The sequence below is a fragment of the Gordonia sihwensis NBRC 108236 genome (genome assembly GCF_000333035.1).
GTDB classification, from domain to species: Bacteria; Actinomycetota; Actinomycetes; order Mycobacteriales; family Mycobacteriaceae; genus Gordonia; species Gordonia sihwensis.
In genome coordinates this window covers 1-13,109 of record NZ_BANU01000031.1, presented here as the reverse complement: position 1 = coordinate 13,109, position 13,109 = coordinate 1, and the positions used below count along the sequence as shown (strand labels likewise).

At 69.1% G+C, this 13,109-nt stretch carries 14 protein-coding genes; 7 read left to right on the top strand and 7 right to left on the bottom strand.

Annotated elements, in window-relative coordinates; all coding sequences use genetic code 11:
• Positions 1-26 precede the first annotated feature (26 nt).
• From GSI01S_RS15955 to hrcA, 4 genes are read right to left on the bottom strand one after another with little or no spacing between them, the layout of a single operon-like run.
• A complete protein-coding gene (locus GSI01S_RS15955) occupies positions 27-785 on the bottom strand; it encodes an alpha/beta hydrolase family protein (RefSeq protein WP_006897642.1) in 759 nt (252 codons plus the stop codon).
• Between the two features lie 11 nt (positions 786-796).
• The gene (locus GSI01S_RS15950) at positions 797-1,549 is read right to left on the bottom strand and encodes a 16S rRNA (uracil(1498)-N(3))-methyltransferase (protein ID WP_006897641.1); all 753 of its coding nucleotides are present in this window, start codon (positions 1,547-1,549) and stop codon (positions 797-799) included.
• Positions 1,546-2,697 carry a molecular chaperone DnaJ gene (dnaJ, locus tag GSI01S_RS15945; protein WP_006897640.1) on the bottom strand — a complete coding sequence of 384 codons (1,152 nt, stop codon included), beginning with the start codon at positions 2,695-2,697 and terminating at the stop codon, positions 1,546-1,548. Before dnaJ ends, GSI01S_RS15950 begins: the two co-directional genes overlap by 4 nt.
• Before the next feature lie 33 nt (positions 2,698-2,730).
• The gene (hrcA, locus tag GSI01S_RS15940; protein ID WP_045540250.1) at positions 2,731-3,816 is read right to left on the bottom strand and encodes a heat-inducible transcriptional repressor HrcA; all 1,086 of its coding nucleotides are present in this window, start codon (positions 3,814-3,816) and stop codon (positions 2,731-2,733) included.
• A gap of 31 nt (positions 3,817-3,847) precedes the next feature.
• Between hrcA and GSI01S_RS15935 the strand changes: the two genes are divergently transcribed.
• Positions 3,848-4,258: a type II toxin-antitoxin system VapB family antitoxin gene (locus tag GSI01S_RS15935; RefSeq protein WP_006897638.1), complete on the top strand. Its 411-nt coding sequence runs from the start codon at positions 3,848-3,850 to the stop codon at positions 4,256-4,258.
• 29 nt (positions 4,259-4,287) lie between these two features.
• Here the strand turns inward: GSI01S_RS15935 and GSI01S_RS15930 are convergent, their stop codons facing one another.
• Together GSI01S_RS15930 and GSI01S_RS15925 are read right to left on the bottom strand one after the other, a co-directional pair.
• Positions 4,288-4,827, bottom strand: a complete 540-nt coding sequence (locus GSI01S_RS15930) for an HD domain-containing protein (RefSeq protein ID WP_233500175.1) — start codon at positions 4,825-4,827, stop codon at positions 4,288-4,290.
• Between the two features lie 50 nt (positions 4,828-4,877).
• Positions 4,878-5,498, bottom strand: a complete 621-nt coding sequence (locus GSI01S_RS15925; RefSeq protein ID WP_039867888.1) for a TetR/AcrR family transcriptional regulator — start codon at positions 5,496-5,498, stop codon at positions 4,878-4,880.
• Positions 5,499-5,574: 76 nt separating this feature from the next.
• On the opposite strand from GSI01S_RS15925, the gene GSI01S_RS15920 reads away from it, so the two are divergent.
• The gene (locus GSI01S_RS15920) at positions 5,575-6,012 is read left to right on the top strand and encodes a PaaI family thioesterase (protein ID WP_006897635.1); all 438 of its coding nucleotides are present in this window, start codon (positions 5,575-5,577) and stop codon (positions 6,010-6,012) included.
• Between the two features lie 37 nt (positions 6,013-6,049).
• Here GSI01S_RS15920 and hemW read toward each other — a convergent pair whose 3' ends face one another.
• Positions 6,050-7,276: a radical SAM family heme chaperone HemW gene (gene hemW, locus GSI01S_RS15915; protein WP_006897634.1), complete on the bottom strand. Its 1,227-nt coding sequence runs from the start codon at positions 7,274-7,276 to the stop codon at positions 6,050-6,052.
• 315 nt (positions 7,277-7,591) lie between these two features.
• On the opposite strand from hemW, the gene GSI01S_RS15910 reads away from it, so the two are divergent.
• Genes GSI01S_RS15910 through GSI01S_RS15890 form a run of 5 tightly spaced genes read left to right on the top strand, consistent with a single transcriptional unit; the run spans position 7,592 to position 13,057 of the window.
• Entirely contained in the window at positions 7,592-9,313 is a 1,722-nt protein-coding gene (locus GSI01S_RS15910; protein WP_006897633.1) for a nitrite/sulfite reductase, read from the top strand.
• Positions 9,314-9,323: 10 nt separating this feature from the next.
• Positions 9,324-10,052 carry a phosphoadenylyl-sulfate reductase gene (locus GSI01S_RS15905; protein WP_006897632.1) on the top strand — a complete coding sequence of 243 codons (729 nt, stop codon included), beginning with the start codon at positions 9,324-9,326 and terminating at the stop codon, positions 10,050-10,052.
• Complete coding sequence (gene cysD, locus GSI01S_RS15900) at positions 10,049-11,023, top strand: sulfate adenylyltransferase subunit CysD (protein WP_039867885.1); 975 nt, start codon at positions 10,049-10,051, stop codon at positions 11,021-11,023. Before GSI01S_RS15905 ends, cysD begins: the two co-directional genes overlap by 4 nt.
• Positions 11,023-12,324, top strand: coding sequence for a sulfate adenylyltransferase subunit 1 (locus GSI01S_RS15895; protein WP_006897630.1), 1,302 nt, complete (start codon positions 11,023-11,025; stop codon positions 12,322-12,324). Before cysD ends, GSI01S_RS15895 begins: the two co-directional genes overlap by 1 nt.
• 13 nt (positions 12,325-12,337) lie before the next feature.
• A complete protein-coding gene (locus GSI01S_RS15890; RefSeq protein ID WP_006897629.1) occupies positions 12,338-13,057 on the top strand; it encodes a sirohydrochlorin chelatase in 720 nt (239 codons plus the stop codon).
• Positions 13,058-13,109 lie beyond the last annotated feature (52 nt).

The following is a 13,109-nucleotide window of genomic DNA, read 5'->3' as shown; positions in this document are numbered from 1 at the left end:
AGTACGCCCGCGGCCGCCGTCGCCGGTCAGATGCCGAGCACCCGCAGGGTCTGCCGGTGCGCCGCGCTGCGCGGATCGACGAAGGCGTCGTGCCCCTCCCCCGGCACCTCGTAGAGCACCGCCCGCTGACCGCGCGCGGCGGCCCCCTCCACGTAGCGGCGGCTCAGCTCGATCGGCACCGAGGCGTCGTCGGCCGTGTGCACGGCGGCCACCAGCGCGTCGAAGGGCGGCTGGCAGGCGGGCGACGCCGCCGCGTAGCGGTCCGGCGCCTCCTCGAACGAGACGCCCATCAACCGACGGACCGACGGGCGGTCGGAGGCGCCGCCGGTGAAGTCGAGGACCGCGGACTGCGGCACCACCGTCGCGATGCGGAAGCCGCCCGCTCTCGCGTCGGTCTGCGCGACCGCCCAGACCGCGAGTTGTCCGCCCGCCGAGTGTCCGACGACGGCGACGTTCTTGCGATCGACCTTGACGCCGTCGATCGCCAACTGTTCGGCGACCGGACCGTCGAGGGCACGGATCGCCGCGACCACATCGCGCCCGGTACCCGGCCAGCCGCCGCCGGTCTCTTCCACCCTGCGGTACTCGATGTTCCAGACCGCCGCCCCGCGCTGCGCCAGGTCGCGGGCGACCGGTGTGTTGATCACCAGCGAGTACTCGGTGGACCAGTATCCGCCGTGCACCAGGACGACGAGCGGCGCGCACTCGGCCGGCCCCCGTTCCGGAAGATACAGGTGGCCGAACTGGCTTGGCTGATCGCCATAGTGAATCTTCTTGCGACGCAACAGATGTCCTTTTATCGAGTCCAGCGGTCGGTGACCGCGCCGAGAGCGCCGAGCGCCACCGCTCCGGCGGCGACGGTACGCAGCACCTCCGGACCCAGCACCACCGGCACCGCACCCAGGGCGGTGAGGTCGGCGATCTCCGCCTCCGCCAGTCCGCCTTCGGGCCCCACCACGAGAAGCACCTCGGGCACCTCGGCGAAATCCAGCGAACGGAACGCGACCGCGCCGTCCTCATGAAGCAGCGCGACGATCCCTCCGTCGGCGGCCACCCGTGCCGCCAGCTCGCGCACGTCGGTGGTGCCGGCCAGATCGGCGACCTCGGGGATCCACGCCCGGCGCGCCTGCTTGGCCGCGGTGGCCGCGGTGGCACGCCACTTCTCCACACCCTTGACGGCCTTCACGCCGCTCCAGCGGGCGATGGTGCGAGCCGACTGCCACGGCACGATCGCGTCGACCCCGGCCTCCGTCATCAGGTCGACGGCGAGATCGCTGCGCTCAGCCTTCGGCAGCGCCTGCACGACCGTCACCAGCGGCTTGGGACGGGGGTGGACCTGTACCCGGCCGACGCGGACGGTGAGCCGGTCCTTTCCGCCGACCTCGATCACCTCGCACTCGGCGGTGGTTCCGCGTCCGTCGCCGAGGGTCACCGTCTCACCGGCACCGATCCGCGTGACGGTCACCGCATGTCTGCCCTCCGGGCCGGACAGCACCGTGGTGTCGCCGGCGCGCGGCACCTCGTCGACCCAGAAGAGCGGCGGCGTCATCGGCCGGCGAAGGCGTTACGCAGCTTGGAGAAGAGTCCGCCGTTGGCGGCGGCCTTGGAGGTGGCGGTCACAAGTTCCACTTCCTCGCCGGAGACCTCGCGCAGTTCGCGGAGCAGGTCGCTCTGGCGTCCGTCGATCCGCTTCGGCACCACCACGTCCAGATGTGCGTGCAGGTCGCCGCGCACACCGGAGTTCAGATGCGGCAGACCCTGGCCGCGCACCCGGACGACGGTGCCGGGCTGGGTGCCGGGTTCGACGGTGAGGGTCGCGGAGCCGCCGAGCACGGTGTCGACGGTGAGTTCGGTGCCCAGCGCCGCGTCGACCATCGGCACCCGGACGGTGCAGTGCAGATCGTCGCCGTCACGGACGAAGACGTCGTCGGCCTGCTCGGAGACCTCCACGTAGAGATCGCCCGCCGGGCCTCCGCCGGGGCCCACCTCGCCCTGCCCGGCCAGTCGCACGCGCATGCCGTCCTGGACGCCGGCCGGGATCTTCACGGTCATCGTGCGGCGCGAACGGACGCGGCCGTCGCCGCCGCACTTGAGGCACGGATCGGGGATGGTCTCTCCGACCCCGTGACACTCCGGGCATTCGCGCACCGTCATCACCTGGCCGAGGAAGGACCGCTGCACGGCCTGGATCTCACCGGCGCCCTTGCACGTCGCGCAGGTCACCGGCTTCGAATCGTCGCGGGTGCCCGATCCCTTGCACGTATCGCACAGGACCGCGGTGTCGACCGTGATCTCCTTGCGTGCGCCCGCCGCGATCTCCTCCAGGGTCAGACTGACGCCCACCAGTGCGGGTTCACCGGGGCGCACCCGTCCCCGGGGACCGCGGCCGCCCCCGAAGCCGCCAGTGGCCCCACCGAAGAAAGTCTGGAAGATGTCGCCGAGCCCGCCCGCACCGAACGGATCGCCTCCGAAGCCGCCGCTCGGGCCCGCCAGGGGGTCGCCGCCCGCGTCGACGATGCGCCGGCGCTCGGGATCGGAGAGCACCTCGTAGGCGGTCGTGACCTCTTTGAACTTATCCTCGGCGTCGGGGTTGACGTCGGGGTGCAGTTCGCGAGCCAGCTTGCGGTACGCACGCTTGATCTCCTGGTCCGACGCGCCTGCAGACACGCCCAGAATTCCGTAGTAGTCACGAGCCACGGTGAATTAGGTCCTTCGCAATCAAGACATCAACTAACGGTCGGCGAGGACTTCGCCGACGTATTTCGCAACCGCCGCCACCGATGCGATTGTTCCCGGATAGTCCATTCGGGTGGGTCCAACCACACCGACACTGCCGAAGACGGTGCCCGAAGCACCGTACCCGGTCGAGACCACCGAGGTGCTCCGGAGGTTCTCGGTGTTGGTCTCCTCGCCGATCTGGACGGTGACCTTTCCGGTCCGCTGCGTGTGCGCGAGCAGCTTGAGGACCACCACCTGCTCTTCGAGCGCGTCGAGCACGATGTCCATGCCGCCCATGTTCGAGGAGAAGTCGGCCGCCGACCGCGCGAGGTTCGACGTGCCGCCGAGGACGAGCCGGTCGTCTCCGCGTTCCACGAGGGTCTCGACCAACACGGTGGCGATGGTGATGACCGCCTCGCGCAGGTCCGCGGGCGCGGTGGTCGCCAGTTCGGCGACCGCCACCGAGGCGTCTTCGAGCCGCTTGCCGTCCAGGGCCGTGGAGAACATGTCGCGCACCCGCACCAGGTTGTCCTCGTCGATCTCCTCGGAGAGGGTCACCATCCGCTGCTCCACCCGGCCGGTGTCGGTGATGACCACCAGCAGCAATCGGGTGGGCGAGAGTGAGACGACTTCGAGGTGCCGCACGCGGGCGGTGGAGAGCACCGGATACTGGATCACGGCGACCTGGCGAGTGAGTTGCGCGAGCAGGCGGACCGAGCGGCGCAGTACGTCGTCGAGGTCGACCCCGTTGTCGAGCACCGACAGGATCGCGCGGCGTTCGGCGGCCGACAGCGGTTTGATCTCGCTGATGCGGTCGACGAACATCCGGTAGCCCTTGTCGGTCGGGATCCGACCCGAGCTGGTGTGCGGCTGGGCGATGTACCCCTCGGCTTCGAGCGCCGCCATATCGTTGCGGACGGTCGCGCTGGAGACTCCCAGGTGGTGGCGCTCCACGAGCGCTTTCGACCCGATCGGCTCCTGCGTGGAGACGTAGTCGGTGACGATCGCACGCAAGATCTCGAAACGCCGGTCATCCGTCGACGACGACAAGTCCGTACCTCCCGATGCCACGACTTTGCCTACAGTGGATACGACCATTCTACGTAACCGACGGAAAGACCAGGACCCGATGATCTTCAAGGGCGTGCGCGAGGGCAGACCCTACGTCGATCACGGTCTCACCGCGCGCGAGTGGGCGCAGATCCCGCCGCGCCAGTTCCGGCTCGATCAGCTCACCACCGTCACCACCGTCCTCGCACTCGACAAGCTGCTGTCGGAGGATTCGACTTTCTACGGCGACCTGTTCGCCCACGTGGTGCTGTTCGAAGGAAACCTGTATCTCGAGGACGGGCTGCACCGGGCCGTGCGCTCGGCGTTGCGGAACCGCACGATCATCCACGCCCGGATGCTCGATCTGGACGAGCGCATCGCCGCGGGCCGCGTCGCACCCGAGTCCGGCGAGCTGGAGATCACTGCGCCGATCGCCCCGGTCACCGGCAGGCGCCGCCGCTCGGTCGGCGCGCATCGGCTGCCCGACTGATCCGGCCGACGCACCGGCGACCGGATCGATCAACGCGCGAGCGGGTTCAATGCCATCGGAACGCGCGCGCCGGCGCGCCACAGCACTGCCGCGCTCGAGTGCGGTCGCAGTCTCGCCTCGGTTCTCATCGCAGTCGTGAACACCTCGCCGAACCCGGCGCGCGGATGCGCGCTCTCGGTGGCCGTGACGAGCCCTCCGTCGACCTCCCTCAGCCGGTATCCGACGACGTCGAGTTCGACCGCCGAGTGCAGGCATCGCGCGACCGGCTCCGCCGGAACGGCCGGGTGGAAGTGTCCGGCGATCGCCGCGCGCACCACCTCGGCCTGCGCCTGGCCTCGGTGTGCCGCGACGAGTCGGGCCGCATGATCGGCGCCGAGCGCGGCGAAACAGCCGTAGTCGGGGTGATCGGGCGCACCGAGCGCCAGATCGTGCAGCATCGTCGCCGCCCACAACTGCTCGGCATCGACGTCCAGGCCGTCGACCTCGGCGAACGCGTTCGCCCACTGCCAGCATCGGAGGCTGTGCTGATGCACCGGGCCGGAGAGTTCGTCGGCTGCACGCTCAGCCACCTCGCGAGCGAACCGGGAGTCAGGCGGCGGGGTCAGGTGTTCGCCCGCCCTCATCGCGCGCCGATCCGGTGCGCGCCGTCGACACGGTCGGCCAGCTCACCGCGGACCGACGCGAGCAAGGCGTCGAACTCGGCCGCGTCGGTGAACCCCTGTGCACGCAGGGAGATCATGCCGTTCGCCGTACCCCAGAGCCGCAGCGCCTCGAGTCTCGCCGCGCGGGGCGGCAGGGCCGACGCTCCGACCACCTGCTCGACGAGCCCGCCGAGCAGCCCGCGGATCATCGCCCGCGCCTGGTCGACGAGCTCGGAATCGTCCGGACCGACGTCGACCAGTCCCAGCGCCCGGAAGGCCAGCGGATTGTCGGCGTGGAAGAGCAGGTACTCGTCGAGGACGGCGAGTTCCACGGCCTCTTCCGCGGAAGCGATCGCCGCCTCCATCCGCTCCACGTGGTCGCGGGCGATTCGGCATGCCAGCGCCACATACACGTCGGCTTTGCCGCCCGGGAAGTTCGAGTAGATAGAGCTCAGCGCCACGTCGGCCGCGTGGGCGAGTTGGTCGACGGACGTGCGGCGGAACCCCTGGTCGGCGAAGAGTTCTGCGGCTGCGTCGAGCACCGCGTCATGTGTTCGGCGGCGTCGCTTGTCGGACGGCGGGGTCAAGGGAACTGTCATATCAATAACGTAGTAACACTACGATTTCGTAGTCAAATTATGGTTTCATAGTAATACTACGAAAAGGAGCATTCAGATGACGACCACCGCCGACCGACAGCCGGCCACCGGCTCGGACGCCATGCGCGCGTTCTTCCCCACATCACCGTTCATCGACACACTCGGCGTCGAGTTGATCGACATCGGCGAGGGCACCGCACACCTGCGCCTCCCGTTCGCCGAGTCCAACACCACGGTCGGGCCGATGGTCCACGGCGGAGCCATCGGAGCATGCGTGGATCTGGGCATCATGGCGGCCGCATGGGCGGGTGACGACCCGGTACCCGAGAAGCTGCGCGGGGTCACCGTCAGCATGTCCGTCAGCTTCATCGCACCCGCCATGAACGACGACATCGAGATCGTCGCGACCCGGCTTCGCAAGGGCCGGAGACTCAACCATTGCGCGGTCGAGATCCGGACCCGGGCCGACGACGGGCTCGTCGCGACGGGCAGCGGGGTCTACCAGACGGGATGACCGCCCTTCTCAGCCGCGACCGCACGGCCGAGGTCCGCTACTGCGCGACGAGGATGTCGCGGACCACGCCGTCGGCGAGCAGGCGTCCGCGATCGGTCAGCACATAGGCGCCCGCGACCGTCCGCAGCAGCCCCTGGGCCACCGCGGCGTCGGCTCGAATCCGTTCCGCGCCCGAGAGCACGTTCACGTCGAGCCCCTGGTGCATGCGCAGACGCAGCATCACCGCCTCGGTGTGCCGGTCGTCCGCGGTGAGGATCTCGTGGCCGCCGATCGGGAGCGAGCCGGAGGCCAGCGACGCCGAATAGGTGGCCGGATGCTTCTGATTCCACCAGCGCACCCCGTCCACATGCGAGTGCGCACCCGGGCCGATCCCCCACCAGTCGTCGCTGCGCCAATACGCCTCGTTGTGGCGGCACACCGAATCCGGGTCGGGCGACGCATCCGGGCGAGCGCGCGCCCAGTTCGACACCTCGTACCAGGCCATTCCCGCGGCGCGCAGACGCGAGTCGATCATCTCGTAGCGCGCCGCGAGCACATCGTCGTCGGGCATGGGGATCTCCCCGCGGCGCACCTTGCGGGCGAACCGCGTTCCATCCTCCACGATCAGCGCGTAGGCCGAGACGTGGTCGACGGGGACCGACAGGACGGCGTCGAGCGAGGCGTCGAGATCCTCGTCGCGCTCACCCGGTGTCCCGTAGATCAGATCCAGATTGAGGTGCTCGAAGCCCGCCGCCGCGGCCTCGCGCGCGGCGTCGAGGGCACGGCCGGGCGTGTGCGTGCGTTCGAGTACCGCGAGTACGTGCCGCGCGGCCGACTGCATCCCGAGCGAGACGCGGGTGAACCCCGCGGCCCGCAGCCCTTCGAAGAACTCCGGCGACGTCGACTCCGGATTCGACTCCGTCGTCACCTCGGCGCCGGGCGCGAGGACGAACGAGTCGCGCACGGCCCCCAGCAGGTCGGCGAGCCCGTCGGCGCCGAGCAGCGACGGGGTGCCGCCGCCGACGAACACGGTGCCGACGCGCCGGCCCGGGGCCAGGAGCGCGGCGGCCTGATCGAGTTCGGCGCGCACCCCCTCCATCCAGCTCTGCGGGGACGACGACGAACCGAGTTCACCGGCCGTATACGTGTTGAAATCGCAGTATCCGCAGCGCGTGGCGCAGAACGGCACATGGAGGTAGAGGCTCAGCGGCCGACTGGGGTCGGCGGTCGCCACTGTGGTGCGTGCCTGTGCGGAGAGTGCCTCCGGAGCACGTCGGTCAATCACCTATCCATCATGACTCACGCCGTGTCAAGGATATTAATCTCACGCTGAGGAAAAATAACCCCAAGTAGACTGACCTCGTCGGACGTGGCACTATGGCAGTCGTGACTTCCTCAGGAGTGTGGCTCGCCGAACGGCGGCACATCGATCTCAAGCGCGTCTGCAGCGCTTTCTGTCGGCACTAGCCGACGTCTCGGCCTTTCGAGAAGTCCCGACCCGCCAGCCCATCGCGGGTCTCTGAGGATGCCGATCTTCGTCACATTCTGATTTCAGCCCAATCGTCGTGCCGTGCTGTGCGCTGCACGCTCAGGAGAACTGATGACGCTCACGTCCCCCACCACCGCGGAGCCGACGGAGACGCCCACCGAGGCGCCCCGCAAGCGCGCGCGTCCCACCAAGCGCCGATCCGAAGGCCAGTGGGCCCTCGGCTATCGCACCCCGCTCAACGCGAACGAGCAGAGCAAGCGCGACGACAACCCGCTCAATGTGCGGCGTCGCATCATCGACAGCTACCAGTACGTCGGCTTCGACGGCATCGACAAGGCCGACCTGCGGGGCCGTTTCCGCTGGATGGGCCTCTACACCCAGCGGGCCGAAGGATTCGACGGAACGTACTCGGGCGAAGCCCACATCGACGAGATCGAGGCGCCGTACTTCATGATGCGGGTCCGCACCGACGGCGGACAGCTGAACCTGGCGCAGGTGCGCACGCTGGCGTCGATCTCTCGCGACTTCGCCCGCGGTACCGCCGACGTCACCGACCGCCAGAACCTGCAATACCACTGGATCGAGATCGAGAACGTCCCGGAGATCTGGCGCCGGCTCGAAGAGGTCGGCCTGGAGACCACCGAGGCCTGTGGCGACTGCCCGCGCGGCATGCTCGGCTCTCCCCTGGCAGGGCTCTCCACCGACGAGGTCCTCGACGCCAGTCCGGCCCTCGCCGAGATCAAGCGCCGCTACATCGGCAACCCCGAGTACTCGAACCTGCCGCGCAAGTTCAAGACCGCCGTCTCGGGTCTGCAGGACGTGGTGCACGAGATCAACGACGTCTCGTTCGTCGGCGTCGAGCATCCCGAACACGGCCCCGGACTGGACCTCTGGGTCGGCGGCGGGCTCTCGACCAACCCGATGCTGGCCAAGCGGCTCGGTGTCTGGGTGCCGCTCGACGAGGTCCCCGACGTCTGGGAGGGCGTGGTCGCGATCTTCCGCGACTACGGCTACCGACGCCTGCGTTCCAAGGCCCGGCTGAAGTTCCTGATGAAGGACTGGGGGCCGGAGAAGTTCCGCCAGGTCCTCGAAGACGAGTACCTGCACGGCAAGCTCATCGACGGCCCGGCGCCGACTCCGCCGAAGCAGCCGATCGACCACGTCGGCGTCACCAAGCAGAAGAACGGCCTGTACGCGGTCGGGTTCTCCGCCGTCTCCGGCCGACTGTCGGACGACGTGCTGTACGCGATCGCCGATGCCGCGGAGAAGGCAGGCAGCGACAGCGTCCGCTTCACGCCGTACCAGAAGCTGGTCGTGGTGAACGTCCCCGAGGACCGGATCGCCCAACTCGACGCGGACCTGACCGCCGTCGGACTGCAGTCGAAGCCGTCGGTGTGGCGCCGGAACCTGATCGCGTGCACCGGTCTGGAGTACTGCAAGCTCTCGTTCACCGAGACCCGCAGCCGGTCGCAAGCTCTGGTTCCGGAGTTGGAGAAGCGTCTGGCCGAACTCAACGAGCAGCTCGACGTGCCGATCACCATCAACTTCAACGGCTGCCCCAACTCCTGCGCCCGCGTGCAGGTCGCCGACATCGGCCTCAAGGGTCAGCTGATCGACGACGACGGCACCCCGGTGGAGGGCTTCCAGGTGCATCTCGGCGGAAGCCTGGGCTTCGACAGCGGCTTCGGCCGAAAGCTGCGCCAGCACAAGATCTACGCCAGTGAGGCCACCGAGTACATCGAACGTCTCGTCCGCAATTTCATCGCAGGCCGCAACCCCGGCGAACGCTTCGCCGAATGGGCGGTCCGCGCCGACGACGCCGAACTGCAGTGAGGGAAAGACGATGACCGTCACCACAGATGATCTGGACGAACTGAAGGCGATCGCGGAGGCCGGTGCCGAGCAGCTCGGACCCGACGCCACCGCCGAGGAACTGCTGCGCTGGACCGCCGAGACCTTCGGCCCGCACTTCGTCATCGCGGCGAACATGCAGGACGCCGTACTGATCGACGTCGCCGACAAGGCGATCGAGGACAAGGAGGCCGTCGGCGGCAGGCTCAAGGCGCTGTTCCTCGACACCGGCTACCACTTCGCCGAGACCCTCGGCACCCGGGACGCCGTCGAGCAGGTCTACGACCTCGAACTGCTCAACATCACGCCCGAGCAGACGGTGCAGGAGCAGGACGAGCTGGTCGGCAGAAATCTGTTCGCCACCGACGCGGCCGAATGCTGCCGGCTGCGCAAGGTGGTCCCGCTGCGCGGTGCCCTGGCACCCTTCCGCGCATGGGTCACCGGTATCCGCCGAGTGGAGGCGCCCACCCGCGCGAACGCACCGTTGATCTCCTTCGACGAGGGCTTCGGCCTGGTCAAGATCAATCCGCTCGCCGCATGGAGCGACGAGCAGTTCCAGGACTACATCGACAGCCACGGCGTCCTGGTGAATCCGCTGGTCGACGAGGGCTATCCCTCGATCGGGTGCGAACCGTGCACCGTCAAACCAGCCGCCGGAGCCGATCCGCGCAGCGGCCGTTGGGCCGGCAGCGCCAAGACAGAATGCGGGTTGCACGCATGAGCATCATCGAATCGACAGACGTCCAGTCCGCCGTCGCGGACCGTGACGAACACCGTCCTGAGCGAGCGCAGCGAGACGAGGGATTCACCACGCTCGACGCCCTCGAGTCCGAGGCCATCCACATCTTCCGCGAGGTGGCGGGCGAGTTCGAGCGGCCGGTGATCCTGTTCTCCGGCGGCAAGGACTCGACGTTGCTGCTGCACCTGGCGCTCAAGGCCTTCTGGCCCGCGCCGCTGCCGTTCTCGCTGCTGCACGTGGACACCGGCCACAACCTGCCGGAGATCATCGAGTTCCGCGACGAGATCGTCGAACGTCACGGCCTGCGCCTGCACGTCGCGAGCGTCGACGAGTATCTGGCCGACGGCCGTCTCACCGAGCGGCCGGACGGCATCCGCAACCCGCTGCAGACCATCCCGCTGCTGGACGGCATCAGCGAGAACCGCTTCGACGCCGTGTTCGGCGGCGCCCGGCGCGACGAAGAGCGGGCCCGCGCGAAGGAACGCATCTTCTCGCTGCGCAACGCCTTCGGCCAGTGGGACCCGAAGCGTCAGCGTCCCGAACTGTGGAACCTCTACAACGGCAGGCACGCTCCGGGCGAGCACGTGCGCGTGTTCCCGCTGAGCAACTGGACCGAGCTGGACGTGTGGCGTTACATCGCCCGCGAGCAGGTGCTGCTGGCGCCGCTGTACTACGCGCATGAGCGCGAGGTGTACCAGCGCGACGGCATGTGGATGACCGCCGGGCCGTGGGGAGGACCGCGCGAGGACGAGACCGTCGAGACCCGGATGGTGCGCTACCGCACCGTCGGCGACGGCTCCACCACCGGTGCGGTGCTGTCCGAGGCCACCGACAACGAAGCCGTTCTGGCCGAGGTCGCCGCATCGCGGCTGACCGAACGCGGAGCCACCCGCGGCGACGACCGCGTCTCCGAGGCCGCCATGGAAGACCGCAAGCGCGAAGGATATTTCTGATGAAGCACTCCCCCGACCTTCTGCGCATCGCCACGGCCGGTTCCGTGGACGACGGCAAGTCGACCCTCGTCGGCCGCCTGCTGTACGACACCAAGTCGGTGCTCGCCGACCAGATCGACGCCGTCACCAAGGCCTCGGTGGACCGCGGCATGGACACCCCGGACCTGTCGCTCCTGGTCGACGGCCTGCGCGCCGAGCGCGAGCAGGGCATCACCATCGACGTCGCGTACCGCTACTTCGCGACCCCCGCCCGGTCGTTCGTCCTCGCCGACACCCCCGGCCACGTGCAGTACACGCGCAACACCGTCTCCGGAGCGTCTACCGCGCAGCTGGTGATCCTGCTGGTCGACGCCCGCAGCGGCGTCGTCGCCCAGACGCGTCGGCACGCCGCCGTGATGGCCCTGCTCGGCGTTCCGCGGCTGGTGCTCGCAGTCAACAAGATCGACCTCGTGGAGAACGCCGCCGAGGTGTTCGCCGAGATCTCGGCCGAGTTCAACCAGATCACCGCTTCGCTCGGCTACTCGCCCGAGCAGGTCCAGGAGATCCCGGTCTCGGCGCTCCACGGCGACAATGTCGCGATCCGCTCGGAGAACACGCCGTACTACGACGGTCCGACTCTGATCGAGCATCTGGAGACGGTGCCGAACGAGCTCGACCGCGGGCAGGTCGGACTCCGGTTCCCCGTGCAGTACGTGATCCGGCCGCGCACCCCCGAGTACCCGGATTACCGCGGCTACGCCGGTCTGGTGGCCGCGGGAAGCGTGTCGGTCGGCGACGAGATCGTCGTCCAGCCGTCCGGTCTGCGCTCGACGATCGCGAAGATCGACACCCCCGACGGCGAGCTGGACACGGCGCACGCCGGCCGGAGCGTCACGCTGCTGTTGACCGACGACATCGACATCTCGCGCGGCGATCTGATCGCCTCGGCGGCCGATGCGCCGGAGCCCGCGCAGCAGTTCACCACCACGGTGTGCTGGCTGTCGGAGAAGCCGCTGCGTGCCGGTGCCCGCCTGCTGTTGAAGCACGGCGCCAAGACCACGCAGGTGATCGTCGGCGGCCTCGACGCGCTCTTCGACGAGCAGAACCTCGCCCTGGTCGAGGCACCGGAGTCGATCGAGTTGAACCAGATCGGACGGGTCTCGCTGATGACCGCCGAGCCGATCCCGGCCGACGACTACTCGCGCAGCCGCGAGTCGGGCAGCTTCCTGTTGATCGATCCGCAGGGCGGCAACACCCTCGGTGCCGGCCTGGTCGGCGACGCGCTGGCGGCGCTCGAGCTGCCGTCGCCGGCCTTGGCGTGACCGCCCGGTCCGGATGACCACGCTCGTTCTCGCCGCGCACGGCAGTCGTGATCCGCGCTTCAGCGTCACCGCGCGCCGGGTGGCCGATGCGGTGCGCATCGCGCTGCCCGGCGTGACGGTGGAGCTGGCATACCTCGACCTGACCGCTCCGCTGCTCACCGATGTTCTCGGGTCCGTGTCCGGCGAGGTGGTGGTCGTTCCGTTGCTGTTCGGCGACGGCTACCACAGCAAGGTGGATCTGCCCGCGCTGATCGACGCGGCCCACGCCGCGAATCCCGCCGCGACCATCGTCCAGACTCCGGTCGTGGGCCGGCACTCCCCGGTTCCGGCGCTGGTCGAGCGGCTGTCGGAGGCCGGTGCCGGCCCTCGCGACGGCGTGCTGATGCTCGCCGTCGGATCGTCGGACGCCGGCAGCGACGCTTCGGTGATCGGACGCGGCCGCGAGCTCTCCGCAGCGCTCGGCCGGCCGGTACGCACGCTCTTCGCCACCCGTCTGGGCCGTGACGGCGCCGCCGTTCGGGAGACGGTCGACGCACTCCTGGCCGACGGCGCCGACCGCGTCGCGGTCAGTCCGTTGTTCCTATCGGCGGGCCTGTTGACCGATCGGGTGGAGCGGTATCTCGACGCGATGGACGTACCGATGGTCGTGGCCGGTCCTGTCGCCGACCACCCGTGTCTGGTGGACGCAGTCGCTCGCCTGTACACAGCCGCCGCGGTCGTCGTCGCGAGCTGACTCCCGAGTTCGCTTCCTCCGGGCCCCGGGAGTCTCGACACGCACACTCACT